A 24,562-nucleotide genomic window follows, 5' to 3' on the forward strand; every position below is an offset into this window, starting at 1 on the left:
TCCTCGGGCTCCTCCTCGTCGGACTCCTCCTCGGAATCGTCCTCCTCGGGCTCCTCCTCCTCGGCGTACTCGTCCTCGGGCTCTTCCTCCTCGGACTCGTCCTCCGGCTCCTCCTCGGGCTCCTCCTCGGACTCGTCGTACTCCTCGTCCTCGGTGTACTCGTCCTCGGGCTCCTCCTCGGCGGACTCGTCCTCCTCGCCCTCGGCCTCGTCGGCCTGTTGCTGCTCCTCCTCCACGACCTCGTCGTGGTCGCGCTCCACCTCACCGTCGGAGATCTCGCCGCGCCAACCCTCGACATCGTCGGGGTTCTGGATGACCTCGGTCATCACGTGGCGTCGGAAGTGCTTCAGCTCGAGCCTGGCGCGCCGGCCCTGGGCACGCCACAGGTTGCCGGTGCGCTCGAACAGACCCTGCGGGTAGTACTCCAGCACCACCAGGATGCGGGTGAGGTTGGGGCCGATCTCGTGGAAGGTGACCGCACCGTCTACGTGCCCCTTCTCCCCCTTGGAGCGCCAGACGATCTTCTCGTCGGGCACCTGCTCCAGGATCTGGGCCTCCCATCGACGGTGGGACCAGAACACCTGCGCCTTGAAGTTGAGCTTGGTGTCGTCCTCCTGCTCGATGTTGTCGACCTTCTTCATGAAGCCGGACCACTCCTGGAACTCGGTCCACGCGTTGTAGGCGACGCTCACCGGCACGCCGACATCGATCTCCTCGATGATGTTGGTGGACTTGGTGCCCTTGCCGCCACCACCACCGCCGCCGCCGAGCTTCTCCTTGACCTTGTCCTTGGCTCCCGAGAGGCCGCCCTTGAGTGCGCCCTTCACGGGCGAGCCACCCTCCGCTGCCTCTTCGGCGCCCTTCTTGGCCGCCTTTCCGACCACGCCGCCGCCGTCGGCGACGTCGCTGAGCCGGTCCGTGAGGTCGGTGAGACGCTGGCCGGCCGACTCGACCGCCTTCCCACCAAGCGTGGTGAGTCCCGAGCGCAGCTCGTCCTTGAGTCGGTCAACGGGAAGCTCGTCCATCAGGCCCTTCAGGCCCCCGGTGCTCTTGTCTGACATGCCCGATCACCCCTTCCGTGTGGAGCGGCCGCGCGAGGACGAGCTCTTGCGAGTGCTGCTCGGCGACTTCTTCGCAGCGGTCTTCTTCGCGGGTGCCGACTTCTTGGTCGCTGACTTCTTGGCCGGCGCCGACTTCTTGGCCGTCTTCTTCGCTGTCGAGCCTGATGAGCTCGAGGCCTTCTTGGCGGTCGAGCTGGCGGCCTTCTTGGCCGGCGCGCTCTTCTTGGCCGCCGACTTCTTGGCCGGGGCCGCCTTCTTGGCCGGCGCGCTCGCGGCCTTCTTCGCCGGCGCGCTCTTCTTGGCCGCCGACTTCTTCGCCGGGGCCGCCTTGGAGGCCGCCTTCTTCACCGGCTGGGAGCGACGGGAGCTTCGCCGCGGCTTGCGGCGCGGGGGCTCGGGTTCCTCTTCGGGTTCCTCTTCGGGCTCCTCCTCGGCCTCGTCCTCGGGCTCGGCCTCTTCCTCTTCCTCGGGCTCGGCGTCTTCCTCGGCCTCGTCCTCCGGCTCGGCCTCTTCCTCCTCCTCGGCCTCTCCCTCGTCGTACTCGTCCTCGTCCTCGTACTCGTCCTCATCGTCGGAGCCACCGGAGCCGAGCGCGAGACGCTCAGAACGATCACGGATGGCGTCGCTGATTCCGTCCATCCGCGAGCCGGCCGACGCCACCGCGGCCGAGCGCGCGGCCTGGAAGAGCTGCGTGCGCACCTGGTCCGAGAGCCGCGACAGCTCCTCGTTGCTCTCGATGAGCTTCTGCCCCTGTTGCAGCAACGCTCTTGGGTTCGTGGCGATCTTCTTGCCGGCCAGCATGCTGCCGACCGTGATCGCTAGTCGGAGCTTCTTCCTCCGGCCCAAGAGATAGCCGCTGGCCACGCCGAGCGCGACCTTTCCTGCAGCACTCATCGAAACTCCCTCCTCAAGGATTGTGTGCTCCCGCAGGAGGCGTACCCGGGGGCGTAGCCCCCAAACGTTCGGTTCCGAGGAATGACCTGCACGAGCCGCCTCCTCGCGATCCTGGAACATGGGTGCCCATCGTGACGCGATACGAGCGCTGCGGTCACTAGCACGTGCTAGTTTGCCTGGGTGCGCGAGCCGACGATGGCCGACATCGCAAATCACCTCGGTGTCTCCCGCCAGCTCGTCTCGATCGTGCTGCGAGACGCACCCGGGGCGAGTGACGACACCCGGGTCCGGGTGCGGCGGGCGGCCCAGACGCTCGGCTACCGGCCGCATCTCGGCGCTCGCAGCCTGCGCGGCGCCCAGAACCGCATGGTGGGCGTGGCGTTCGCACCCGGACACGGAGCCGAGATCGCCGTGGTGGAGTCGCTCTACCCCGCGGCGGCGGCGCAGGGGTACGACGTCGTGCTGAGTGCGCTCACCCGGACGCGCACCACTCGCCAGGCGGTGGACCAGCTGCTCGGATACCGCTGTGCCGCGGTGATCGTGCTCGGTTCACAGCTCTCCGGTCCGCACATGCGCGCCCTGGCCCGGCATGCGCGGGTGCCCCTCGTCGCGGTCGCACGGGACGACCGCGGCCCCGGGTACGACACGATCCGATCGGCGGGCGACCAGGGCACTGCCGCCCTCGTAGGACATCTGGTCGGCCTGGGTCACGAACAGCTCACCTACGTGCACTGCCCCGCCATGCCGATGGCCGGTCTTCGGCTGGACGGCTTCCTCCGTGCCGCTTCCGCCGCCGGCTGCGAGACCGATCTGCTCGAGGTGCGCAGCCGAGACCACACCGAGGAAGCCGGCGCGATGGCGGGACGACGGCTGATCCGTCGCGGCGAGCTGCCCACGGCCGTCCTCACCGGCAACGACGAGCAGGCTGTCGGGCTCCTGCACGTGCTCGCGCGGGCTGGAGTCCGGGTTCCGCAGGACGTCTCGGTGACCGGCTACGGGGACATCCGCCTTGCTTCGCTGTCGGCCGTCGACCTCACGACCGTGCGCGAGGACCCGGACCAGATGGCGGTCGCGGCGGTCGGTGCCGTCGTCCGTCGCCTGGAGACCCCGTCCGCTCGACCGGGCCTGAGGGTGGTCAGGCCGAGACTGCTCGTGCGCGGCAGCACCGCCCCGCCGCCCTGAAGCCGCGCCGGTCACAGCTTCTTGCGCAGCAGGAGCAGGGCGCCGTGCCCGCCGACCTGCGTGACCTCCGGGTCGACGAGGCCGTGGCGCATCGCATCGTCGGCGAGCACCTGCGCCTGGTCGCGGTCGCGGAGCTGCAGCACCAACGCTCCCCCCGGTGTCAGGTGCCGCGCCCCCACGTGGACACACGTGCGGGCCAGGTCCAGGCCGTCAGCCCCGCCGTCGATCGCGACCAACGGATCGGTCGGGAAGTGCCCGGTCTGGTGCGACGGGATGTAGGGCGGGTCGGCCAGCACGAGGGGGAACTGCTCGCCCTCGTCCAGCACGTCCGTCATCTCGCCGTGACGGACCGACACCGAGACACCGGTCGCGCGAACCTGGGTGGCGTTGTCCTCGGAGAAGCGACATGCCGCCTCGTTGAGGTCCACCAGGACGGCGTCCCGATGGGACAGGAGCGCGGCCAGCAGGCCGATGTGCCCGGCCCCGCAGCAGAGCTCCAGCAGCGGACCGTGCGCCAGGTCGCGCGCGACGTCGGCCGCCAGCTCTGCCTGGGCCGCCGTCCACGGACGAGGTTCGAGCACGGACTCGTCGTACCTGACGTCGAGGGACCCGACCCGCATGGTGAGTGTCATGCGACCGGTATAGCAAGCACCTGTCTGGTGCGAGCAGCCGATCGTGCATGAGCCGCGGCGTGGCTGGGCACCGGATCCAGGTCCGTTGGTCCCGACCCGAGGTGGACGTCATGCAGATCGGATACTTCCTGTCCTGCGAGGAGCACGCCCCACGATCCCTGATCGACCAGGCGAAGGCCGCCGAGCAGGCGGGCTTCGACGCGCTCTGGATCTCCGACCACTTCCACCCCTGGAACGACGAGCAGGGCGAGAGCCCGTTCGTGTGGAGCGTCATCGGTGCCGTCGGTGAGGCCACCGGGCTCAAGGTCACCACAGCGGTCACGTGTCCGACCGTGCGGATCCACCCCGCCGTGGTGGCCCAGGCGACGGCCACCTCGGCGCTCACCTGTCGGGGCGGCTTCCGCCTCGGCGTGGGATCCGGCGAGGCGCTCAACGAGCACATCACCGGAGCCAGGTGGCCGACGGCCGACGTGCGGCTCGACATGCTCGAGGAGGCGGTCGAGGTGATCCGGCGGCTGCTCACCGGAGAGCGGGTCGACCACCATGGCCGGCACTACACCGTCGAGGACGCGCGGCTCTACACGGTGCCCGAGCAGGCGGTCGAGATCCAGATGTCGGGCTTCGGACCCAAGGCCATCGAACTGGCGGCGCGGATCGCGGACGGCTTCGTCACGACCATGCCGAGCAACGAGGCGATCGAGCAGTACCGCGGCGCCGGCGGTCGCGGGCCGGTCACCGCCGGCGCGAAGGCCTGCTACGGCACCTCGTACGACGACAGCGTCGCGCTCGCGCACCGGCTCTGGTCGAACGCCGGGGTACCGGGTGAGCTCGCGCAGGTGCTGCCCAGCCCGAAGCACTTCGAGCAGGCCGCCGAGCTGGTCACCCCCGACAAGATCGCGGAGACCATGCCGTGCGGGCCGGACCTCGACCTGCACGTGGAACGGCTCTCGGCCTACGTGGAGGCCGGGTACGACGAGCTCTACGTGTCCCAGGTGGGGCCGTTCAGCCAGGACTTCTTCGACGCCTACGAGAAGGCTGTGCTGCCGGAGCTGCGGGCACGCGCAGCGTGACCCCAGTCCCCTCGGCTCAGCGGGGGATCACCTTGTGCGTGCCGTCGCACCACGGCAGCCGCTGGCTCTTCCCGCAGGCGCAGACGGCGACGACGGGACGCCGCACCGGGTGCTCATGGCCGTCGTCGTCGACCACGACCTGGGCGCCACGCACGAGGAGCGGGCCCCGAGGACAGACGGTGACCTTCACCGGACCAGTGGTGCTCATGCCGACACCTGGTGCGACATGGCGGCGGCCGCCTCGAGGGGTTCCGGCCGCCAGCGCGTCAGCATGTCCTCGGCCACCACGGCGTCGATCACGAGGCAGGCCGCCGCGCCGAAGAGCACGTCGGAACGCAACGCCGGCTCGGCGGCCACGGCCGCCGCGCAGATCGACCGGAGCGCAACCTCCTCGTGCACGGCATCGGCCTCGACGTGCTCGTCGAAGTAGTCCCAGACAGCCTCACCGAGCCCGAGGCGCTGGATGCCGCTCGCGATCTTCCGGCACGGGAGCGTGCTGGTCGCCTCGAAGGCCGCCAGGTGCCCGAGGGCCGCGCCGCGCAACCGCCGGTGCAGGCACAGGAAGCTCGCCGTGTTGTTGAGCGCGAGGGTGGGGGCGGTCGCGTGGTCGATGTAGAAGCCGTACTCCGACTCGAGTCCGCACGCCTCCATCGCCTTCGCGAACAGGGCGGCGTGCAACCGCTCCGGCCGTCCGCCGCCGTACTCGTCGTACTGCAGCTCGGCGAGGGCGACCTTGACGGAGCCGTCGACGCGGGGCAGGACGAACGAGCTGGGGTCCGACTCCTTGAGCGTGTAGATGCTGCGCTGAACCATCAGGTCGACGAACTGGTCCCGGGTCGCCTCGCGCTGCACGAACCGGGGAACGTCGGGACCGTCGGCCGCGTCGATGAGCTGCCGGATCTGTTCGACGACGTCACCGTCCTCGTCCCCGACGGTTGCGAGGAGGTCCGCGGTAGCCGCGCGCAGATCACGCTCCAGCACCGTCTCCAGCTCGGCACGCCCGCGCAGCAGCTCGGGGTCCCACTCGGCCCGGTCGTCGACGCCGTCGAAACCGCGGTAGTGCAGCTCGTAGAGGACCCACAGCGCGAGCTGGAAGTCCTCGTCGCGCAACCCGTCGGACGCCGGTAAGTAGGCCCCCAGGTCGAGCGCGCGCCCGCGGAACGGGTCGGAGTCACGGCGCAGTGCGGTGACGACCCGGTCGCTGAGGGGTCCGCGAGGAGCCGGTAGGTGCAAGGAATGCCTCCTGGAGGGAAGGGTCGCGCGAGACGGTGAGGAGTACCCCGAACGGGCACTCCTCACTCCTGCTGCCGACCGGTCAGGCGGGCACGACGTGGCGCGCGGGACGAGACCCCGAGCTCGGCGGCGGCTCCTCGAGCTGCTCGCGGATCGTGGCCAGGGCACGGGCGAGCAGCCTCGAGACGTGCATCTGAGTGACACCGATCCGGTCGGCGATCTCCTGCTGGGTGCAGCCCTGGAAGAACCGCATCTCGAGGATCCGCCGGTCGCGCTCGTCGAGGCGACGGATGATCGGGGCGAGCATGAGCCGGGCCTCTGCTGCGGACGCATCGGCGTCGTCAGCGGCCAGCCAGTCACCGAGCGGCTGGTCGGCATCGGTCGACGCGGGCGCGTCCAGCGAGATCGGGGCGTAGCAGCCGTCGGCGGACAGCGCGTCGACGACGTGGTCGAGGTCTTCCCCGAGGTGCTCGGCCACCTCGCCGATCCGCGGCGAGCGGCCGAGCTTCTGCTCCAGGTCTGCCCGGGCCGCCGCGATCTGCGCCTGCAGCTCCTGCACCCTGCGCGGCGGCCGGACGCTCCAGGCCTGGTCGCGGAAGTACTTCTTCACCGATCCCCGGATGCACGGGACCGCGTAGGAGTGAAACGGGCGTCCGAACGCGGGGTCGAAGGCCTGGGCGGCACGGGTCAGCGCGAGGAACGCCACCTGCTCGAGGTCGTCGCGTGCCACTCCACGGTTCTGGTAGCGACCCGCGATCGCGCGTGCCAGCGGCATGTTGAGCACGACGACCGCATCGAGCGCGTCGGCTCGTCTGGCCGGGTCCGCGGCCGAGGCCGCCACGTCGAGGAGCCGCGCGGTCTCGTCCGCGACAGTAGGAACCGCGTCGGGCGACGGGAGGTCCTCGTCGTCGCGCGGTTGTGCTGGGTTGAGCCGTCCACTCATCGTGCATACCCCTGATCCGACAAAGGTTGCCCGCCGTCTGCTCCAGCGGTTATCACCCAGTGCGCTTCATACCCCCAGGTACACCCGCGAAACCCCACAGCCCTTGTCAAGATCCTCCGCTGGCCTTGCCGCCCTTCCGGCCGGCCTTCTTCTTCTGCGCGCTGGTGCCGCCCTGGGAGGAGTCGCCACCCTTGCCGCTGGACTTCCCGCCCCGCGAGGATGCGCCCTCGGAGTTGGCGATCTTGGCGGCACGCTGCTTCGACATGCCCTTGTCCTTGAGGGCTTCGTACTGCTTCTCGTTCTTCACGTTCGCCGACTTGCTGGGCACCACGAGCCTCCTCTGCTGTCGGGCCGCCCCGACCGGCGGCCGGTGTCCTCGGCGTACCCCCTGACGGCTTCGGGCACGCCCTAGCGGGTTCGTCGGGTCAGTCGGCGGACCCGGTCGTGGGCGAGGGCCGCCCGGGCGGCGTTCGACCCGGGCGCACCGTGCACCCCGCCGCCCGGATGTGCCGAGGATGATGCGAGATAGAGACCGGCGACGGGCGTCTCGGCCCGGCCGAGCCCCGGGACCGGCCGGAAGACCAGCTGCTGGTGCAGCTGGGACGTGCCCCCGCCGACCGCCCCGCCGATCAGGTTCTCGTTGCGGGCCTCGAGCTCGCGTGGCCCCAGCACCCGACGCGCGACGACCCGGCTCCCGAACCCGGGCGCCAGCCGCTCGACGCGGTCCTGCATGCGGTCGGCGAACCGCTCGCGGTCGTCGGCGTCCCAGACGCCCCGGACGCCACCGTCGGCCGCGTCGCCCCGGGCGTGCTGGGGGACGTGCGTGTAGGCCCACATCGACTCGGTGCCGGCGGGCGAGCGAGTCGGGTCGGCGGTGCTCATCTGCCCTGCCAACAGGAACGGCCGGGCCGGGATGAGTCCGGCGCTCACCTGGCCGAGCCCCTCGGCCATGTCGCTGAGCGAGTCCGCGACGTGCACCGTGCCGGGCGCATGCTCCGGCGCCGAGGACCAGGGCACCGGTCCGTCCAACGCCCAGTCGACCTTGACGGTCGACGGGTCGAGCTCGAAGGACCGCATCCTGCGTCCCACCCGAGCCGGGACGTCAGCGTCGTCGAGCAACCGGCCGTAGAGATGGGGTGCCACCACGTCGGCGAGGACCGCCCGCTCGGCCGTGAACCCCTCGCCGCCCTCCGTCCGGACACCGGCGGCGCGACCGTCTCGTACGTCGATGCGGGTGACCCGACGCGAGCACTGGACGACACCGCCCAGCGACTCGGCCCGGCGGACCAGCGCCGCGGCCAGGTTGCCCGCGCCGCCCTCGGGCACCGGAAAGCCCACGGTCTGTCCGAGCATGGCGAGCAGCAGGCCCATCACGCCCGAGCCGGGGGCGTCGAGCGGGATGTCGGCGTGGCCGGCGTTGCCGGCGACGACCAGCCGGGCGGCCTCACCGCCGAACCGTTGCTCGACCAGCTGGCGCGCAGGGGTGAGCAGGGTGCGGACGAACTCGATCCCGCCCACCGAGGGCAGCCGCGCGAGCAGGGCGACCCCGGAGCGGACCGGAGGAAACGGTGCCATCAGACCGCCGACCAGCGCCTTGCCGATGCGGTCCCACTGGGCGCACAGCTCGTGCCAGGCGTCACCGTCCCCGCTGTGCTGCTCGTCGAGCAGTCGAGCGGTCACGGACCGGTCCCGGTGGAGCAGGCCCCAGCGGCCGTCGGGCAGCGGGTGCCCGAGTACGGCGGGGGCGTGTCGCCAGCGCAGACCGTGCTCCTCGAGACGGAGCCGGGAGAGTGTCGTCGAAGCGGCACTCAGCGGGTAGAAGGAGCTGAACGTGTCGTGGACGTAACCGGGTGCGACGTCCTCGTCGCTGCGCACCGCTCCCCCTGGGGTCGGTTGCGCCTCGAGCACCAGCACCGACCAGCCCGCGTCGAGCAGCAGGTTGGCCGCGACCAGCCCGTTCGGCCCGGCGCCGATCACCACGGCGTCGTACGTCGACCCGGTCATGGCGCCCGGCCCGGTGGCCGGGTCACCTGCCTTCGATCAGCATGGCCAACCGGTTCAGCGCTTCTTCGTTGCGCCGGTCGATCAGGAAGTCCTCCACGGGGGCCGGGACCAGACGTCCCGGTCCGGCGACGGCCTTCTCCTCGATGTGGATCTGCGTACGCCGACCGTCGTCCATGGGCTCGATGAGGATGTCCACGTGTGCCTCGCCCGCAGGCCAGGCGCGGGCACGCAGCGTCAGGCGCTGCTGTGGTTCGCACGCCACCACCTCGGTGTAGTCGTCGATCACCAGTGGCCACACCCCCACGGAGTGGTGCAACTTGCTGCCGACGGTCGGCCAGTCCTCGTCGACGTCGCGCATCCGGGTGGCCCCCACGACCCACAGAGGGTAGAGCCAGCCGTCGGCGAGCACCTCCCAGCACTTCGCCGGGTCGGCCGCGACTTCTCTCGTCCTCGTGCTCATGGGGCTTTGATACCCCTCCGGACCGTCGAGCACGCGTCTCCTCGCAGGAGCGCCGACGACTCAGGTGGCGATCTTGACGCAGCAGAGTCCGGGCTCGGGGTCGAGGCGTGCCCGGGACGGCTCGACGTCGAGGCCCTCGAGGACGCCCTCGAGGAGGGCGAGGTTCATCCCGCAGACCAGGTCTGTGTGCTCGGCGGCGAGCCGGTCGAACGGACAGTTGGCAAGGCAGACGTCGTGGTCGGCCAGCCGCGGCTCGTAGCCGTGCGCCGCGAGCAGCCCGCTGATCAGGGCCACCTCGTCGCCGGCGTCGGACGCCTCACCCGACCCCGCGGCGATCCGGAGACCGGCCGCCCGGGCCACCGCTCGCACGTTCTCGCCGACCGGCGTCCCGTCGCGCTGCGAGCGGTCGATCGCCGCCGCGAGCAGGTCGCCGGCCAGGTCGTAGCGGCGCTCGGGCAGGGTGATCGACACCTGGCGGTCGGCGCGGCGGTAGAGCTTGGAGGGTCGGCCCGCTCCGGGGCCGGTGCGACCGGTCAGGCGTCGGTACTCGACGTCGAGCAACCCCTCCGCGACGAGCCGGTCGAGGTGGAACTTGGCGGTGTGCAGGGGGAGGTCGACGGCGGCGGAGGCCTGTTCCCGGCTGACCGGCTCCGCCGACCCGGCGACGTAGCGGTAGAGCGCCCAGCGCACCGGCTCCGCCAGTGCACCGACCGCGACGACCTGCTGCTCCAGCTCCTCCGCCATCACACCTCGCCTCGGAGTCCTTGACGGTCCGGCGTCACACTTCTAACGTCGAAAACATACCCCGTTAGACAACCTCGAGAGGCGATTCCGTGGGCACGACTTCCGACGACCCCATCGGCACGCTGCTGCGCTGGGAGCGCTCCGGGGCGGTGTGGCGGGTGCTGGGAGCCGCGCGCGACGGCGTGACGGTCGGCCTGTTCAGCTGCGACGGGGGCGAGGAGATGGGCCGGATCGTCACGGCGGACCCGACGGTCCGGGCGTACCTCGACGCGCGCCCTGACAGCGAGACGCCCGACACCAGTTCTAAAAGACAGCATGCTTGACGCAAGAACATCGAGGCTCTAACGTCAAGAGTCAAGTCTTTTAGAACTCGTTGGAGGCGTCATGACCCAGACCCGACCGCTCGCCCCGTCCGACCGCGCAGCCGGTCCCGACCCCGAGGGCGCCCGGCAGGCGTTCCTGCTGCTACGCACGGTCTTCACCGTTGCGCCGATCCTGTTCGGTCTCGACAAGTTCGCGGGGGTGCTGACCGACTGGGACCAGTACCTCGCACCGTGGATCAACGACCTGGTCCCCGGCACCGCGCACCAGGCGATGCTGGCGGTCGGCGTGATCGAGGTGGTGGCGGGCATCCTGGTCGCGGTCGCACCCCGCTGGGGTGGCCTCGTCGTGGCGGCCTGGCTGCTGGGAATCATCGTGAACCTGGTCAGCATGGGCGAGTTCTACGATGTCGCGCTTCGCGACTTCGGTCTGCTCGTCGGCGCCCTCGCGCTGTCCCGGCTCGCCACGCCTCGTCGTACGACGGCGTGACCCTGCACCCGTGACGGTCAGCGGCGGCGCGCGAGCGTGACGCCATCGGCCATCGGCACCAGCGACAGGGACACCCGCTCGTCACCGGCCAGCTTCACGTTCAGGGCCTGGATCGCGCGGGTGTCCTCGTCCTCCGCATCCGAGTCGAGCACCCGGCCGCCCCACAGCGTGTTGTCGAGCGCGATGAGACCGCCCGGCCGGACCAGACGCAGCAGGCGCTCGTAGTAGCCGTCGTAGCCGGCCTTGTCCGCGTCCACGAAGGCGAAGTCGTAGGTCGACTCCTCCCCCTGCGCGAGCAGCTCGTCGAGGGTCTGGGCGGCCGGGGCCACACGCAGCTCGACCTTGTCCGCGACGCCGGCCTCGACCCAGTACTTGCGCGCTGTCGACGTCCACTCCTCGGAGACGTCGCAGCACAGCAGCCGCCCGTCCGCGGGAAGCGCCAGGGCGACGGCCGTCGACGAATAGCCGGTGAACGTGCCGACCTCGATGCAGCGGCGCGCACCCACGAGCTGGACCAGCAGGGCGAGGAACGCACCCTGCTCCGGCGCTATCTGCATCTGGTGGTTGGGCATGGCGGCGGTCTCGGCCCGCAGCCGGGCCAGCACGTCGGGCTCCCTCACGCCGACCTCGACGACGTACTTCGCGAGCTCGTCGGAGATGCCGATCGACTTGTTCGTCATGCCCCGACTGTAGGGCGTGCGGACCGGGGCGGACCGGCGTCCGGCACACCCTGGTCGACGCCGGGCAAGGCCACGCCATCATGGGCGCGTGCTCCTCCATCGCGGCCCCACCCCAGGCGGCGACCCCGCCCTCGAGCTGGCGGTCGCTCATGCGCTGGTCCGCCGGGCCAGCGAAGGAGAGGTCGATGAGGTGCTGCGGATCCACCGCCCCTCCGTGCCGGTGGCGGCGTTCGGGCGTCGGGAGGTCCGCCTCGACGGCTTCCGCGGTGCGGCGGACGCCGTGCGGAGAGCCGGCTTCGTCCCGGCGATCCGGGCCACCGGCGGGCGGGCGGTCGCCTTCACCGACCGGGCGATCGTCGTCGACCACGTCGCGCCGGACCCGGATGCGGCGGGGGGCCTCGACCATCGGTTCCAGACCTTCGGCCGGATGCTCGCCGACGCGTTCCGCGACCTGGGGGTCGATGCGCGGATGGGTGCCGTGCCGGGCGAGTACTGCCCAGGCCCCCACAGCGTGAACGCCCGCGGAGTCGTCAAGCTGGTCGGCACCGCGCAGCGGGTGGTCAGGCGGGCCTGGCTCTTCAGCTCGCTGGTGATCGTGGGCGACGCAGTCCGGATCCGCCCACTGCTGACCGACATCTACGGCCGCCTCGACCAGGACTTCGACGGCGCCTCGGTCGGATCGCTCAGCGGCGAGTCACCCGATCTCGACCTGGACACCGTCGAGGAGGCGCTGCTCGCGGCGTACGCCGGACGTGGCTCGCTCGACCCGGCGCCGCTGGAGGAGCGGACCCTGGAGCGGGCGATGGAGCTGCACCCGCAGCACCGCGTCGAGGCCTGACGTCGCAGCGTCCGCGTCGTCAGTGGTAGCGGAAGCCGTCCATGAACCGCCGGAACACGCCGCCCTTGCGCGGCAGCGGCGCTGACGGCGGCGGCGCCGTCGCCTTCTGGGTGGCAATCGGCTTGTCGTAGTCGGTGCGGACGATCGCGTCGACGACCTGCTCCTCGGTGAAGGCGTCGGAGCCGTCGATCGCCGGGACGAAGCCGACGAGCACGCCGTTGCGCATCACCTGGGCTTCCAGGGCGGCCGTGCCGTCGGAGTCCCAGGTGGCCTCCCGGCCGTCCGGGAGCTTGATGCTGACCCCGAACTGGTAGACGCCGACGCGGGCCAGTTGGGCGTCAGTGCCGCGGTCGCGAAGCGAGTCGACGACGCGGCGTGCCTTGTTCTCCTCCATGGTGCTTCGAGACTACCTGCGGGTGCCGAAGGATCATGGATGCGCTGCGGGGCCGCTCGTGCTCTGCTACAGACGTGAGGTTCACCCACGAGACACTGGCCCAGCGCGTGATCCTCGACGCCGGGCGGTCGCTCGAGCACCTCGAGGCACAGGTCGCGCACCTCGGCGCCTCGCGCGTGATGCTGGTCGCCGGCGGGTCCGCCTCGTCGTACGCCGACCGCGCCGCCGTGCTGCTCCCCGTCGTCCTCCGGTGGACGGAGGTCGTGCAGCACGTCCCGGTCGCGGTGGCCGAACGGGCTCGCGCGGCGGCCGCCGACACCGGCGTGGACGTGGTCGTCTGTGTCGGCGGGGGCTCGGCCGTCGGGGTCGCCAAGGCGGTGGCCCTGACGACCCGGCTCCCCGTCATCGCCGTCCCCACGACCTACGCCGGCTCCGAGGCGACGCCGGTCTGGGGGCTCACCGAGGACCGCCGCAAGACCACCGGGGTCGACCCGGTGGTGCTGCCGACGGTCGTGGTGTACGACTCCGACCTGACCCGGTCCCTGCCGGTCGACCTCTCGGTGGCGTCCGGGCTCAACGCGCTGGCGCACTGCGTGGACTCGATGTGGGCACCGCGGTCGAACCCGGTCAACCAGGCGCTCGCCCTGGAAGGAGCCCGGGCGCTCGCGCAAGGGCTGCCGCACGTCGTCGGTGACCCGATGGGCACCCCGGGTCGTGACCAGTGCCTGTACGGCGCGTACCTGGCGGCGACGGCGTTCGCCTCCGCGGGCTCCGGCCTGCACCACAAGATCTGCCACGTGCTGGGCGGCACGTTCGACCTGCCCCATGCGCCGACGCACGCCGTTGTGCTCCCGCACGTGCTCGCCTTCAACGCGCCGGCGGTGCCCGACCAGGCGCGACGCCTCGCCATCGCGCTCGGCCGACCCGCGGGACTCGCCGGACCCGACGACGACGCGGCGGCTGCCGCCACGGATGCCCTCGCCGCGCTCCGGCAGGCCGTGGGCGCACCACGGGCGCTCCGCGACCTCGGGCTGCCGCTCGACGCGATCCCCGAGGTGGCCGAACGAGTCGTGGCCGCCGCGCCGGCCACGAACCCACGCCCGGTCACCGGACCAGCCATCGAGACCCTGCTGCGCGCCGCGTGGGAGGGCGCCGACCCGAGGAGCCAGTCATGAGTGCGCACTACCCGCCCGCGATCGAGCCGGGCGTCCGCCCCGGCGACCCGCAGCCGAGCGTCTGCGAGGTCTCCGAGGAGCAGGCGAGCCGCGAGGAGGCGCTCACCCGCACGGTGCTCGCGTCCTTCGACCAGGCGGAGTCGCCCCGGCTCCGCCAGCTCATGCAGGCGCTGGTGCGACACCTGCACGCGTTCGTCCGGGAGACCCGACTGACCACCGAGGAGTGGGACCGGGCCATCGAGTTCCTGACCGCGTGCGGCCACATCACCGACGACCGGCGTCAGGAGTTCATCCTGCTCTCCGACGTGCTCGGCGCATCCATGCAGACGATCGCCGTCAACAACGAGGCCTTCGAGGACGCCACCGAGGCCACCGTGTTCGGCCCGTTCTTCGTCGAGGGGTCACCGGAGATCGAGATCGGCGGAGACATGGCCTTCGGCGCACCCGGCGAGCCGTGCTGGGTCGAGGGCACCGTTCGCAACACCGACGGCAACCCCGTCCCCGGTGCGCGGATCGAGGTGTGGGAGGCAGACGCGGACGGCCGCTACGACGTGCAGTACGACGACGGCCGGACCGCCGCGCGGGCCCACCTGTTCAGCGACGACCGCGGGCGGTTCGCGTTCTGGGGCGTCACCCCCACGCCGTACCCGATCCCGCACGACGGCCCGGTCGGCCGGCTGCTGGCGGCGGTGGGCCGCTCGCCGATGCGCCCCTCGCACCTGCACTTCATGGTCTCCGCCGAGGGACTGCGCACGCTCGTCACGCACATCTTCTTGCGCGGAGACGAGCACCTCGACAGCGACAGCGTCTTCGGTGTCAAGGACTCGCTGATCCAGGAGTTCGTCCACGAGCCGGCTGGCACCCCGGCGCCGGACGGCCGGGCGCTCGACGTGGGCTGGGCGCGCACCAGCTTCGACATCGTGCTGGGGCCCGCCCAGACCGCGGCCGACGACGACGTGCACCGGGTCGCCGTGCCGCGTGGACACTGACGACCCTGACCCCTGTCCGGGAGTGTCATCCCGGGCGGGTGAGTGCCGGGTCCACCGAGCATGACTAGCGTGACGACATGGTGATCGCCCTGCGCAGCGGGCACGGGCGCCGGCAGTCATGACCGGCGAGACCTTCGTCCGTGACGCCAGGGACGTCGCCGTGCGCGTGGTCGAGAGCTATCTGGGCCGGTTCCTGCTGTGGGTCTGCGGTGTGCTGCTCGTGGTGTTGATCTACTCGCGGCAGACGGCCCCGGCTGGGGAGTGGACGGCCGACGACTGGTCGGCCCTGGCCGGGATCGTCACCGCCTCGATCGCGCTGCTGGCCCTGATCATCGCGGTGCACTACTGGCACGACGCCAAGGCGACGCGCCGGGAGCGGTCGCTGCCGTACGTCGTGGCGGCCCTGGAGCCGGACCGGACGGACCCCAGGATCGTCTACCTCGTGATCCGGAACCTTGGTGCCACGGCCGCCCATGACGTCCGCGTGTCGGTGACACCTCCTCCGGTCAGGAGCAGCGGCGCGGGCGGCGGTGAGCTCCCGTACCCCACCAGGTTCCCGGTGCTGGTGCCCGGGCAGGGTCCGTGCACCTTCTGGGACTTCGGTCCCTGGCGGTACCACGAGCGCGACGTCCTGGAGGCACGGCACCGAGTGCGCATCGAGTACACCGACCACCGCTCACAGCCGCACGACACGGAGTCCTGGCTGGACTGGGACACCGTGCTGCTGGGACCGGGCTGGGTGGGCAGACGACCGCTCGACGACGTCAGCAGCCACATCGAGTCGATGGAGAGGTCGCTCCGGCGGTTGGCCGCGACGACCCCTGGTGACGACAGCCCGCGCGTGGCCGATCCCCCCGCGGCTCGCGACGCGGAGGGCTAGAGGCAGGTTCTCGGGACAGGGTGGCGCGGGCCGGGCGAAGATGGTCCGAGTGGTGCCGACCCTGCTCGAGACGAAGTTCTACGTCCCCCGGCCGCGGCGCGGCCTGGTGCCACGACGACGCCTGATCGAGCGCCTGGACCGTGGCTCGTCGGCGACGCTGACGCTCGTGTCCGCGCCGGCGGGGTTCGGCAAGTCCACCTTGCTGGCCGAGTGGCTGAGCGCGCGATCGGCCGACGGGGAGACGTCGACGGCCTGGTTGTCACTCGATCCGGAGGACAACGACCCCGTGGCCTTCTGGACCTACCTCGTCGCCGCCGTGCAGAAGGCGCTCCCCGAGGTCGGCAAGACCCTGCTTCCGATCCTGCAGGGCTCCGCCGCACCACCGGCCCGGACCGTGACCAGTGCCCTGCTCAACGACCTGGGCGCCGTCGAGGGTGAGCTGGTGCTCGTGCTCGATGACTTCCACGTCGTCGACGCCCGGGGCGTCCGGGAGGAGATGACGTTCCTGCTCGAGCACCTGCCTCCCCGAACACACATCGTGATCGCCGGCCGCGCCGACCCCGCGCTCCCGCTGGCTCGGCTCCGGGCGCGCGGCGAGCTGGTGGAGGTCCGGGCGGCCGACCTCCGCTTCACGCCCGACGAGGTGGCGGCGTACCTCAATGACGTGATGGCCCTGCGGCTGGCGGCCGACGACGTCGTCGCGCTGGAGGGACGCACGGAGGGCTGGATCGCCGCGCTCCAGCTGGCCGCCCTGTCGATGGAGGGCCGCGACGACGCGACCGACTTCATCGCCGGCTTCGCGGGCGACGACCGCTACGTCGTCGACTACCTGGTCGAGGAGGTGGTGCAGCGCCAGCCCGAGGACGTGCGGAGCTTCCTGCTGCAGACCTCAGTGCTCGACCGGTTGAACGCACCCCTCTGCGAGGCGGTCACCGGTCAGGCCGGCGGCGCCGCGATGCTCGCACGGCTCGAACGGGACAACCTGTTCCTGGTGCCGCTGGACGACAGACGTCGCTGGTACCGCTACCACCACCTGTTCGCCGACATGCTGTCGACGCGTCTACTCGACGAGCGTCCTGACCAGGTGCCGGACCTGCACCGCCGCGCCAGCGTGTGGCACGAGCAGCACGACGCCCCGGACGTTGCCATCCGGCACGCCCTCGCGGCCCGGGACTTCGCCCGGGCGGCGGACCTGGTGGAGCTCACGATGCCGAGCAAGCGCCGGGACCGTCAGGAGGCCACGCTGCGTGGCTGGCTGGAGCTGCTGCCCGAGGACGTGGTCCGCGTCCGGCCGGTACTCGAGGTCGGGTACGTCGGAGCCCTGCTGTCGACCGGCGAGCTCGAGGGCGTCGACCAGCGGCTCCACAACGTCGAGCGGTGGCTGGCCGAGACAGCGGAGCAGCCGCCGGGAGAGGTGCCGCCGGCGACCGAGATGCTCGTCGTCGACCCGGAGCAGTTCCGGGTGCTACCCGGCTGGGTGGCCGCCTACCGGGCCGCACAGGCCCTCCTGCTCGGCGACACCACGGCGACGACGGCCCACGCGCGGCGGGCCCTGGAGCTCCTCGAGGACGATCCCGTGGGACACGGCGCGGCGGCCGCTCTGACCGGGCTCGCGTCATGGGCGCGCGGCGATCTCGAGGCTGCGCACGCGGCGTACACCGACTGCACGGCGAGCATGCACCGGGCCGGACACCTCTCCGACGTGCTCGGCTGCTCGATCACTCTGGGGGACATCCGGATCGCGCAGGGACGTCTCCGCGATGCGATGCGCACCTACGAGAGCGCACTCGCCGTCGTCCCGGCGGACGGACCACCGCTGCGCGGCACCGCCGACATGTACGTCGGGATGAGCACCCTGCGCTACGAGTGGGACGACCTCGATGGCGCCCGGGCGCTCCTGCTGCGCAGCCAGGCTCTCGGGGAGCACCTGGGCCTGCCGCAGAACGCGTACCGCTGGCGGGTCGCGATGGCGAGGGTCCGGCAGGCGGAGGGCGACCCGCTCGCCGCCATCGGCCTCCTCGACGAGGCGGAACGTGTGTACGTCGGCGACTTCTCCCCCAACGCACGTCCGGTGCCGGCCGTGCGGGCGCGGACGTGGATCGCGCACGGCAGGGTGCAGGAGGCTCTCGCCTGGGCCACCGGGGAGGGGCTGTCCGCGGACGACGAGCTGAGCTACCTGCGGGAGTACGAGCACGTCACCCTGGCCAGGGCGCTGCTGGCGCAGTCGCGGCAGGAGCCGGCGGACCGCACGGTCTCCGAGGCTGCCGGGTTCGTCGACCGTCTGCTCCGGGAGGCCGAGGCGGGACACCGCACGGGCATCGTCATCGAGCTCCTGGTGCTGCAGTCGCTGACCCACCGGCTGGGCGGCAACCTCGAAGCCGGGCTGGTTCCGCTGGAGCGAGCGCTCACACTGGCCGAGCCCGAAGGCTACGTCCGGACGTTCGTCGACGAGGGGCCGGCCATCGGCGCTCTCCTGCGACTGGCTGCGCGACGCGGTGTCATGGTCGGCTATGTCGGTCGGCTCCTCGCCGCGCTGGGCGAGCGCCGGGAGGCGTCCCCCACCCGACCCGGCCTCGTCGACCCGCTCAGCGAACGCGAGCTGGACGTGCTCCGACTGCTCGGCACCGACCTCAGCGGACCGGAAATAGCCCGCGAGCTGGTGGTGTCGGTCAACACCGTCCGGACGCACACCAAGAACATCTACGCCAAGCTCGGCGTGACCAGCCGCCGGGCCGCGGTACGCCGTGGCGGCGAGCTCGACCTCCTCTCGCGCAAAGCCTGATCGAGGCTGCGCAGCTCATCAGCAGGATCACCAAGTGTGGTGATCCCTGCTCACCAGGTCGACGCATAGCTTCCGGAACAGATCAGCTGCCGCGACGACCAGCAGCACCGGCACCGGGAGGAGCGAGGCCATGAGCCAGACTCCTCCCCCCTCCGGCGGGCCCGAAGCTCCGGAGCTCTACCAGATCCGCCTGCGCGGTCACCTGGATGCGCGCTGGGCGACCTGGTTCGACGGGCTGACGCTCACCCGCGAGCGCGATGGCACGACCCTCATCCAGGGGCCGGTCCAGGACCAGGCTGCCCTGCACGGACTGCTCCAGAAGGTGCGAGACCTGGGCCTGCCGCTGATCTCCGTCACCCCCAACGACCCCGAAAGGAACCGGACATGACGACCACCGCAGCCCCTCCGATCCCCACCTCGACCCGAGCACCCGGGAGCGTCAACCCACGGAGGACCGCCTTCGTGGCGGGCGCCTTCTACCTGCTCACCTTCGCGAGCTCGATCCCCGCCGTGTTCTTCCTTGCCCCGGTGCTGGACGACCCGGGCTACGTGACCGGGGCCGGAGCTGACACGCGCGTCGTCTTAGGTCTGCTGCTGGACGTGGTCAACGTCGTGGCCCTGATCGGCACTGCGGTGGCGCTCTTCCCGCTGCTCAAGAGGCAGAGCGAAGGCCTCGCTCTGGGCTTCGTCACGTCCCGTGTAATGGAGGGCGCCGTGATCATGGTCGGGGTGGCCAGCCTGCTGGCGGTGGTGACCCTGCGCCAGGACGGCGCCGCCGCCGGAGCAGGTGACGACGGACTGGTCGTCGCCGCGCAGTCACTCGTCGCGGTCCGCGACTGGACGCTCCTGCTCGGGCCCGGCCTCGCCGCCGCCGTGAACGCCCTCCTGCTCGGCACCCTGATGTACCGCTCCGGCCTCGTGCCCCGGGCGATCCCCGTGATCGGACTCATCGGCGCCCCGCTGCTGCTGGCCTCGGTCATCGCGACGTTGTTCGGCATCCACGGCCAGTTCTCGCAGACGGCACTGGTCATCGCGCTCCCGATCATGGTCTGGGAGCTGTCGGTGGGCAGCTGGATGCTCGTCAAGGGCTTCAAGCCCGCGCCGATCCTGCAGCAGGCGTAGCCGCCACGCACGTCAGAGCACGCTCGATGACGTCCGGGCACCGGAAGGGACCCGGACGTCGTTGACTCTTGCTCAGCGCACGCCCTTCACGCGCAGCACGGCCGCCGCCCCGGCGATGGCGCAGACGCCCCCGAGCGCGTAGAGCACGGTGTAGCTGCCGCCACCGAACGCGAGGACGACCGGCGCGATCGCGGGCGCGACCGAGAACGGCAACGCCCCGGCGATGTTGAACACCCCGAGGTCCTTGGCCGTGTCGTTCCTGTCGGGCAGCACGTCGGTGACCAGCGCGAGGTCGACAGCGACGTACACGCCGAACGCGAGCCCACCCAGGGCCATCCCGACGAGGTAGCCGTTGAAGCCCGCCGCGAGGGCGATCACGAACATCGCCACCCCGTAGCCCACCGACGCGGTCAGCACGAAGACCTTCCGACGACCGGTCCGGTCGGAGAGCCTCCCGCCGACGACCGAGGCGACCACCACGAACGCGGACTGCGCCAGCGTGCCCAGGAAGATCTGTCCCGGCACCTCGCTCTCGGCGCTGCCGACATGCTCCAGCAGGTAGTAGGCCTGGTAGGTCACCAGGAACGCGTACGCCAGCACGAACATGAACCGGCTGGCGAAGGCCCAGGCGAAGTCGGGGCTCCGGCGCGGGTTGACGTAGAACGTCCCGGCGAGCTCCCGTAGCGACCAGGGCGGCCGGTCGGCTGACGCGAGCCGGCGGTCCTTCAACGTGGCGGCAAACAGCAAGATGAAGAAGCCGCCGACGGCACACGGGACGAGGAACATCGCGAGCTGGTCGCCCGTGAAGAGCTTGACCAGGAACGTGCCGACCACCGACGCGACCGGCAGGCACACACCCAGGACGCCGGACACCAGACCGCGCTGTGCCGCCGGGACCTGGTCCGGGAGCACCGCAACCTGGGCGGCGAGCACCGCGTTGAAGAACAGCTGTGCCGTGCACCAGCCGATCAGGACCACGGGCACGTTGGGGGCGAGCGCGACGACCAGGATGCCGATCGACCCGCCGGTCAGACCGAGGACCATCCACGGGCGGCGCATCCCCCACCGCGAGGTCGTGCGGTCGCTGAGTCGGCCGAAGACCGGGTTGCCGACCATCGCGACCAGCGAGCCGACGCCCGCGACGAGAGCCAGGCTGTTCGGTGCCCGGTCGATGCCCACCAGCGTGTTGATCTTCAGCGCCAGAGTGACGAGCAGCGGGGCGATGAACAAGAGCGAGGTGCTCGCGAACGCCAGCGCGTACAGCACGATGAAGGTCCCGCCGACCCGACCGGCGTCGGGCTCCGGAGGCCGCGCCGCGAGCGCGTCCGGCGTACCCGCTGGGCCTGTGACGTCGGTCATCGCGTCCCCGTCCAGTCCCCACCGACGCTAGGCGTGACGGGTCGAGGCAGCCATAGCCCGACGTGACCCCACGCCGGACCCCGGCTGGGGGAAGTTCGTGGTCCCCCAGCCGGGTAGCGAGCGTCGACCCGCGCGCCCGGGCCGTCAGGCTGCCGGTGGCCGGATCAGCAGGCCTTTGCCCACGAGCACTCGAGGTCGGCCGGTCCGTAGTCCGTGGAGCGACCCAGGCTGCGGCTGCTGACGGTCGGCGCTTCGGCGTCGTCCTCGCTCCACGACGCCAACGTGACACCGAGGGCGTCCTCCGCGCTGCGCGGAGACTGCAGGAAGTTGTTGGAGACCATCGAGAACACCAGCTCGCGTCCGTCCGCGTTCGTGACGTAGCCCGACAGGGCGGTGACCGACGTCATCGACCCGGTCTTGCCGTGCAGGTTGTCCGCGGCCGGGGTGTTGCGCATCCGGCTGCGCAGCGTGCCGCCGGTGAAGCGGTCGGGGTTGCCGGCGACGGGAAGGGCGCCGAACCACGCCTGGAACCAGGGCTCGGCGCGCACCGCGGTGAGCAGGTCGGCGATGTGGTCGGCACTGAGCAGGTCGAACCGGGACAGGCCCGACCCGTCGGAGATCCGGAGCGAGGAGGTGTCGACGCCGACGCGCTGCGCGTAGGCGCGTACGACGTCGAGCCCGGCACCCCAGCTGCCGGTGCCGGTCGCCTCGCGGCCCATCGTCTTCACCAGGGCCTCGGCATGCATGTTGTTCGAAAGCTTCATGAACGGGGTCAACAGCTCCTGCAGGCTCATCGACTGGTGGCTCGCGAGCACGCGCGCTCCCTGCGGCGTGCGGCCCTGCTCGACCCGGCCGGAGAGACGGATGCCTTCCGCGTCGAGTGCGCGGGCCAGCACGTCACCGGCGTACGCGGTGGGTTCGGGCACGGTGACCCACTCGCTGTTGGTTGAGGCGTCGGCGGCGATGCTGCCCGTGACCACGACCCGGTCGGAGGCGTGCTCGCGCTCGACCGTGAGGTCGGTGCCCGACCCCGCCGGGCCCGTCGTCGCGCGGTTGTCCACCCGGACCGCGTCGGTCTGCGGCTGCAAGGACACGACCGGCTGATCACCGGCAGCGCCACCCGGCTGCGTGCGCACGATGACGGTGCCGGAGTCGTAGTCGGTGTCCGGAGCGACGGTCAGCGCCGAGGTGACCGCGCTGTAGTAGAACGGCTCGTCGTCCCAGCTCCAGGCGGTCGCGAGCGGCACGTCGTCGAAGAACGAGTCGTCCGCGACCACGTCTCCCTCGACCCGGTCCACACCGGCGGCCGCGAGCTGCCGCGCGAGCTCGCGGTAGTCGTCGGCCAGCAGGGTGGGGTCGCCACCCCCGCGCAGGTACAGGTCGGACTTCAGGTTGCCGCCGCGGACGACTCCGTCAGCGAGAAGATCGGTGCCGAACCGGTAGTCCGGGCCGAGGGCGTCCATGGCGGCCGCCGAGCTGAACAGCTTCATGTTGGAGGCGGGGTTGAGCCGGCGGTCGACGTCCCGCTCGTAGAGCGGTTCGCCGGTGCCCGCGTCGCGCACGGCCACGGAGACCATGGACCCCTGGAACCGCGGGTCGGCCAGGATCGTGTCGATTGCGGCGCCGAGCTCCTCGCTCCCCTGCGCCGTCGACGCGGTCTGAGTCTGGGCGGCGGGAGCGGTCGGGGCCTGGGCCGTGGCGGCCAGGTGGCCGCCCGTGGCCGTGAGCGCCGCGGTGGTCAACCCGAGGACGACGTTGGTGAGTCTTGACAAGGCAACTCCTTGAATCAGGCCCGGCGGATCCGGGTTGTCGCGATTCTGGCGGAAACCACCGTTCCGGGTAAGGGCCCGCCACCGCAGGACGTGCGCGGCCCTGGTCAGACACACGGGTCGGCGGGATGCTCATCTGTGGGCCCGCGCCGGGCGACGGGGCCGGAGTGAGAGGACTGCCGATGACGGACGACGACGAGTCTCGGCGCACGACGGTCCTGCGAGCGAGTCGCCTCGAGGCGTTCAGCGACGGCGTCTTCGCGATCGCGATCACCCTGCTGGTGCTGGAGATCTCGGTCCCGGAGGGGTCCGAGGAGGACCTGCTCGCGGCGGTCCTCGACCAGTGGCCGTCGTACCTCGCCTACGTGATCAGCTTCGCGACCGTCGGCGCGATCTGGCTGGCCCACTCCGTGGTCACGGAGTACCTGCACCACGTGGACCGGTGGTTCGTCCGCATCAACCTGCTGCTGCTCCTCCTGGTGTCGTTCCTCCCGTTCCCGACGCGGTTGCTGGCCGAGAGCGTCGACAGCTCCGAGGCGGCGTCGGTCGCCACCACGGTCTACGGGCTCACCCTCCTCGGCGCGGGACTGGTCCTCTCAGCGCTCTGGCGGCACGCCGTCCGCAGCCACCTGGTGCACGAGGAGACCGCCGACGCCGAGCTGGAGGTCCTGACCGGCAAGCTGACGCCGGGGCTCGCGGGCTACCTGGGGATGATCGTGCTCGGGCTGTTCTTCCCCCTCGTGGCCGTGTTCGGCTACCTGCTCATCGCGGTCTTCTACCTGGTCCCGTTCCGGCCGCTGCGCGGTCGCACGTGAGGACTCAACCCAGCCGGTCGAGGAAGTCGCGGGACCGCTTCAAGACCAGCGCGGTCGCCTCCTCGTCGTACGACGGGAGCGAGCTGTCGGTGAACAGGTGCTGGTCGCCGGGGTAGACGAACAGCTCGGCCAGGTCGGACCCGACCGTCTCGACGATCTCGCGCGCCGAGTCGATGTCGCTCTCGAGCCCGAAGTACGGGTCGCGATCCATGCCGTGGATCTGCACCGGAAGCCCTTCCGGCCACGGTCCGTAGGCCCACTCACCGGTGATCGGCATGCACGCCTCGTAGAGCAACGCGCCCCGGGCGCCCGGCCGTGTCTGCGCGAGCCGTTGAGAGGTGCCGGCACCGAGCGAGAAGCCGGCGTACACGAGGCCCGCGGGCAGGCCCGCCAAGGCCCGGTCGGTGCGCTCCTCGAGCACCTGGTCACCGAGGCCCTGCGCGTGGGCCACGCCCTCCTCGATCGACGCGGGCCGCTCGCCGTCGAACAGGTCGGGCGTGTGCACGGTGTGTCCACCGGCGCGCAATTCGTCGGCGAACGCTCGCACGCCGTCGGTGAGCCCCCGCACGTGATGGATCAGCACAACCTCGGCCATCTCCGCCCTCCTGTCTTCGCGCCCGCTGGACGCTGCCGACTCTAGAGCCGAACCCGGACGTTCTGCGTCCGGATCCCTGGCCGGTTTCGGGTGGGGCGGGGACCCAATTACCACGGTCCCGTGGTAATCGC

At 71.3% G+C, this 24,562-nt stretch carries 27 protein-coding genes; 12 read left to right on the forward strand and 15 right to left on the reverse strand.

The features are described from left to right. A partial coding sequence (locus VFH10_RS00260; protein ID WP_325124834.1) for an SRPBCC family protein occupies nt 1-1,061 on the reverse strand: 1,061 nt, incomplete at its 3' end. A gap of 6 nt (nt 1,062-1,067) precedes the next feature. Continuing rightward, nucleotides 1,068-1,955: a hypothetical protein gene (locus tag VFH10_RS00265; protein WP_325124836.1), complete on the reverse strand. Its 888-nt coding sequence runs from the start codon at nt 1,953-1,955 to the stop codon at nt 1,068-1,070. 180 nt (nt 1,956-2,135) lie between these two features. Here VFH10_RS00265 and VFH10_RS00270 point away from each other — a divergent pair, with 180 nt between their 5' ends. Then, nucleotides 2,136-3,137 (forward strand): LacI family DNA-binding transcriptional regulator, encoded by a 1,002-nt coding sequence (locus VFH10_RS00270; protein ID WP_325124838.1) that lies wholly within the window; start codon nt 2,136-2,138, stop codon nt 3,135-3,137. A gap of 11 nt (nt 3,138-3,148) precedes the next feature. Here VFH10_RS00270 and VFH10_RS00275 read toward each other — a convergent pair whose 3' ends face one another. Beyond that, a complete protein-coding gene (locus VFH10_RS00275; RefSeq protein WP_325124840.1) occupies nt 3,149-3,769 on the reverse strand; it encodes a methyltransferase in 621 nt (206 codons plus the stop codon). A 110-nt stretch (nt 3,770-3,879) separates the two neighbouring features. Between VFH10_RS00275 and VFH10_RS00280 the strand changes: the two genes are divergently transcribed. Beyond that, complete coding sequence (locus VFH10_RS00280) at nt 3,880-4,839, forward strand: TIGR03557 family F420-dependent LLM class oxidoreductase (protein WP_325124842.1); 960 nt, start codon at nt 3,880-3,882, stop codon at nt 4,837-4,839. A gap of 16 nt (nt 4,840-4,855) precedes the next feature. On the opposite strand, the gene VFH10_RS00285 is transcribed toward VFH10_RS00280, so the two are convergent. The 7 genes from VFH10_RS00285 to VFH10_RS00315 all read right to left on the reverse strand — a co-directional run bounded on the left by VFH10_RS00285 (nt 4,856) and on the right by VFH10_RS00315 (nt 10,223). Beyond that, the gene (locus VFH10_RS00285) at nt 4,856-5,047 is read right to left on the reverse strand and encodes a CDGSH iron-sulfur domain-containing protein (protein ID WP_325124844.1); all 192 of its coding nucleotides are present in this window, start codon (nt 5,045-5,047) and stop codon (nt 4,856-4,858) included. Beyond that, a complete protein-coding gene (locus tag VFH10_RS00290; protein WP_325124846.1) occupies nt 5,044-6,072 on the reverse strand; it encodes an iron-containing redox enzyme family protein in 1,029 nt (342 codons plus the stop codon). The genes VFH10_RS00285 and VFH10_RS00290 overlap by 4 nt, the downstream gene beginning before the upstream one ends. Before the next feature lie 82 nt (nt 6,073-6,154). Continuing rightward, entirely contained in the window at nt 6,155-7,015 is an 861-nt protein-coding gene (locus tag VFH10_RS00295; RefSeq protein WP_325124848.1) for a sigma-70 family RNA polymerase sigma factor, read from the reverse strand. Nucleotides 7,016-7,121: 106 nt separating this feature from the next. Further along, nucleotides 7,122-7,343 carry a DUF7218 family protein gene (locus tag VFH10_RS00300; protein WP_325124850.1) on the reverse strand — a complete coding sequence of 74 codons (222 nt, stop codon included), beginning with the start codon at nt 7,341-7,343 and terminating at the stop codon, nt 7,122-7,124. Nucleotides 7,344-7,423: 80 nt separating this feature from the next. After that, on the reverse strand, nt 7,424-9,019 hold the full coding sequence (locus VFH10_RS00305) for an NAD(P)/FAD-dependent oxidoreductase (protein ID WP_325124852.1): 1,596 nt from the start codon (nt 9,017-9,019) through the stop codon (nt 7,424-7,426). A 22-nt stretch (nt 9,020-9,041) separates the two neighbouring features. Then, nucleotides 9,042-9,479, reverse strand: a complete 438-nt coding sequence (locus tag VFH10_RS00310) for an SRPBCC family protein (protein ID WP_325124854.1) — start codon at nt 9,477-9,479, stop codon at nt 9,042-9,044. Nucleotides 9,480-9,539: 60 nt separating this feature from the next. Further along, nucleotides 9,540-10,223 carry a helix-turn-helix transcriptional regulator gene (locus tag VFH10_RS00315; RefSeq protein WP_325124856.1) on the reverse strand — a complete coding sequence of 228 codons (684 nt, stop codon included), beginning with the start codon at nt 10,221-10,223 and terminating at the stop codon, nt 9,540-9,542. 89 nt (nt 10,224-10,312) lie between these two features. Here VFH10_RS00315 and VFH10_RS00320 point away from each other — a divergent pair, with 89 nt between their 5' ends. Continuing rightward, on the forward strand, nt 10,313-10,546 hold the full coding sequence (locus tag VFH10_RS00320; protein ID WP_325124858.1) for a hypothetical protein: 234 nt from the start codon (nt 10,313-10,315) through the stop codon (nt 10,544-10,546). 61 nt (nt 10,547-10,607) lie between these two features. Beyond that, nucleotides 10,608-11,033, forward strand: a complete 426-nt coding sequence (locus tag VFH10_RS00325) for a hypothetical protein (RefSeq protein WP_325124860.1) — start codon at nt 10,608-10,610, stop codon at nt 11,031-11,033. Between the two features lie 17 nt (nt 11,034-11,050). Here VFH10_RS00325 and VFH10_RS00330 read toward each other — a convergent pair whose 3' ends face one another. Continuing rightward, complete coding sequence (locus tag VFH10_RS00330) at nt 11,051-11,713, reverse strand: class I SAM-dependent methyltransferase (protein WP_325124862.1); 663 nt, start codon at nt 11,711-11,713, stop codon at nt 11,051-11,053. 88 nt (nt 11,714-11,801) lie between these two features. Between VFH10_RS00330 and VFH10_RS00335 the strand changes: the two genes are divergently transcribed. Next, entirely contained in the window at nt 11,802-12,551 is a 750-nt protein-coding gene (locus tag VFH10_RS00335) for a lipoate--protein ligase family protein (protein WP_325124864.1), read from the forward strand. 19 nt (nt 12,552-12,570) lie between these two features. Here the strand turns inward: VFH10_RS00335 and VFH10_RS00340 are convergent, their stop codons facing one another. After that, nucleotides 12,571-12,945 carry a hypothetical protein gene (locus tag VFH10_RS00340; protein ID WP_325124866.1) on the reverse strand — a complete coding sequence of 125 codons (375 nt, stop codon included), beginning with the start codon at nt 12,943-12,945 and terminating at the stop codon, nt 12,571-12,573. 74 nt (nt 12,946-13,019) lie between these two features. Between VFH10_RS00340 and VFH10_RS00345 the strand changes: the two genes are divergently transcribed. The 6 genes from VFH10_RS00345 to VFH10_RS00370 all read left to right on the forward strand — a co-directional run bounded on the left by VFH10_RS00345 (nt 13,020) and on the right by VFH10_RS00370 (nt 19,893). Further along, a complete protein-coding gene (locus VFH10_RS00345; protein ID WP_325124868.1) occupies nt 13,020-14,120 on the forward strand; it encodes a maleylacetate reductase in 1,101 nt (366 codons plus the stop codon). After that, on the forward strand, nt 14,117-15,109 hold the full coding sequence (locus tag VFH10_RS00350; RefSeq protein ID WP_325124870.1) for an intradiol ring-cleavage dioxygenase: 993 nt from the start codon (nt 14,117-14,119) through the stop codon (nt 15,107-15,109). Before VFH10_RS00345 ends, VFH10_RS00350 begins: the two co-directional genes overlap by 4 nt. A 118-nt stretch (nt 15,110-15,227) precedes the next feature. Beyond that, entirely contained in the window at nt 15,228-15,989 is a 762-nt protein-coding gene (locus VFH10_RS00355; protein ID WP_325124872.1) for a hypothetical protein, read from the forward strand. A 52-nt stretch (nt 15,990-16,041) separates the two neighbouring features. After that, nucleotides 16,042-18,771 (forward strand): LuxR C-terminal-related transcriptional regulator, encoded by a 2,730-nt coding sequence (locus tag VFH10_RS00360; RefSeq protein WP_325124874.1) that lies wholly within the window; start codon nt 16,042-16,044, stop codon nt 18,769-18,771. Between the two features lie 130 nt (nt 18,772-18,901). Beyond that, on the forward strand, nt 18,902-19,159 hold the full coding sequence (locus VFH10_RS00365) for a hypothetical protein (RefSeq protein ID WP_325124876.1): 258 nt from the start codon (nt 18,902-18,904) through the stop codon (nt 19,157-19,159). Continuing rightward, the gene (locus tag VFH10_RS00370; RefSeq protein ID WP_325124878.1) at nt 19,156-19,893 is read left to right on the forward strand and encodes a DUF4386 domain-containing protein; all 738 of its coding nucleotides are present in this window, start codon (nt 19,156-19,158) and stop codon (nt 19,891-19,893) included. Before VFH10_RS00365 ends, VFH10_RS00370 begins: the two co-directional genes overlap by 4 nt. 72 nt (nt 19,894-19,965) lie before the next feature. Here VFH10_RS00370 and VFH10_RS00375 read toward each other — a convergent pair whose 3' ends face one another. Continuing rightward, entirely contained in the window at nt 19,966-21,252 is a 1,287-nt protein-coding gene (locus tag VFH10_RS00375; protein ID WP_325124880.1) for an MFS transporter, read from the reverse strand. 164 nt (nt 21,253-21,416) lie between these two features. Next, the gene (gene dacB / locus VFH10_RS00380) at nt 21,417-23,024 is read right to left on the reverse strand and encodes a D-alanyl-D-alanine carboxypeptidase/D-alanyl-D-alanine endopeptidase (protein WP_325124882.1); all 1,608 of its coding nucleotides are present in this window, start codon (nt 23,022-23,024) and stop codon (nt 21,417-21,419) included. A 179-nt stretch (nt 23,025-23,203) separates the two neighbouring features. Here dacB and VFH10_RS00385 point away from each other — a divergent pair, with 179 nt between their 5' ends. Further along, nucleotides 23,204-23,836, forward strand: coding sequence for a TMEM175 family protein (locus VFH10_RS00385; protein WP_325124884.1), 633 nt, complete (start codon nt 23,204-23,206; stop codon nt 23,834-23,836). A 4-nt stretch (nt 23,837-23,840) separates the two neighbouring features. On the opposite strand, the gene VFH10_RS00390 is transcribed toward VFH10_RS00385, so the two are convergent. Further along, on the reverse strand, nt 23,841-24,431 hold the full coding sequence (locus VFH10_RS00390) for a dienelactone hydrolase family protein (protein WP_325124886.1): 591 nt from the start codon (nt 24,429-24,431) through the stop codon (nt 23,841-23,843). Nucleotides 24,432-24,562 lie beyond the last annotated feature (131 nt).

It is taken from the genome of Nocardioides sp. (genome assembly GCF_035697785.1).
Lineage (GTDB): Bacteria > Actinomycetota > Actinomycetes > Propionibacteriales > Nocardioidaceae > Nocardioides_B.

Bases quoted from the DNA above. Each gene is read 5' to 3' on its own strand.
- VFH10_RS00265 (WP_325124836.1), bottom strand. From the start codon at position 1,955: ATGAGTGCTGCAGGAAAGGTCGCGCTCGGCGTGGCCAGCGGCTATCTC.
- VFH10_RS00275 (WP_325124840.1), bottom strand. From the start codon at position 3,769: ATGACACTCACCATGCGGGTCGGGTCCCTCGACGTCAGGTACGACGAG.
- VFH10_RS00280 (WP_325124842.1), top strand. From the start codon at position 3,880: ATGCAGATCGGATACTTCCTGTCCTGCGAGGAGCACGCCCCACGATCC.
- VFH10_RS00285 (WP_325124844.1), bottom strand. From the start codon at position 5,047: ATGAGCACCACTGGTCCGGTGAAGGTCACCGTCTGTCCTCGGGGCCCG.
- VFH10_RS00295 (WP_325124848.1), bottom strand. From the start codon at position 7,015: ATGAGTGGACGGCTCAACCCAGCACAACCGCGCGACGACGAGGACCTC.
- VFH10_RS00305 (WP_325124852.1), bottom strand. From the start codon at position 9,019: ATGACCGGGTCGACGTACGACGCCGTGGTGATCGGCGCCGGGCCGAAC.
- VFH10_RS00310 (WP_325124854.1), bottom strand. From the start codon at position 9,479: ATGAGCACGAGGACGAGAGAAGTCGCGGCCGACCCGGCGAAGTGCTGG.
- VFH10_RS00315 (WP_325124856.1), bottom strand. From the start codon at position 10,223: ATGGCGGAGGAGCTGGAGCAGCAGGTCGTCGCGGTCGGTGCACTGGCG.
- VFH10_RS00325 (WP_325124860.1), top strand. From the start codon at position 10,608: ATGACCCAGACCCGACCGCTCGCCCCGTCCGACCGCGCAGCCGGTCCC.
- VFH10_RS00330 (WP_325124862.1), bottom strand. From the start codon at position 11,713: ATGACGAACAAGTCGATCGGCATCTCCGACGAGCTCGCGAAGTACGTC.
- VFH10_RS00340 (WP_325124866.1), bottom strand. From the start codon at position 12,945: ATGGAGGAGAACAAGGCACGCCGCGTCGTCGACTCGCTTCGCGACCGC.
- VFH10_RS00350 (WP_325124870.1), top strand. From the start codon at position 14,117: ATGAGTGCGCACTACCCGCCCGCGATCGAGCCGGGCGTCCGCCCCGGC.
- VFH10_RS00355 (WP_325124872.1), top strand. From the start codon at position 15,228: ATGACCGGCGAGACCTTCGTCCGTGACGCCAGGGACGTCGCCGTGCGC.
- VFH10_RS00365 (WP_325124876.1), top strand. From the start codon at position 18,902: ATGAGCCAGACTCCTCCCCCCTCCGGCGGGCCCGAAGCTCCGGAGCTC.
- VFH10_RS00370 (WP_325124878.1), top strand. From the start codon at position 19,156: ATGACGACCACCGCAGCCCCTCCGATCCCCACCTCGACCCGAGCACCC.
- VFH10_RS00375 (WP_325124880.1), bottom strand. From the start codon at position 21,252: ATGACCGACGTCACAGGCCCAGCGGGTACGCCGGACGCGCTCGCGGCG.
- VFH10_RS00385 (WP_325124884.1), top strand. From the start codon at position 23,204: ATGACGGACGACGACGAGTCTCGGCGCACGACGGTCCTGCGAGCGAGT.
- VFH10_RS00390 (WP_325124886.1), bottom strand. From the start codon at position 24,431: ATGGCCGAGGTTGTGCTGATCCATCACGTGCGGGGGCTCACCGACGGC.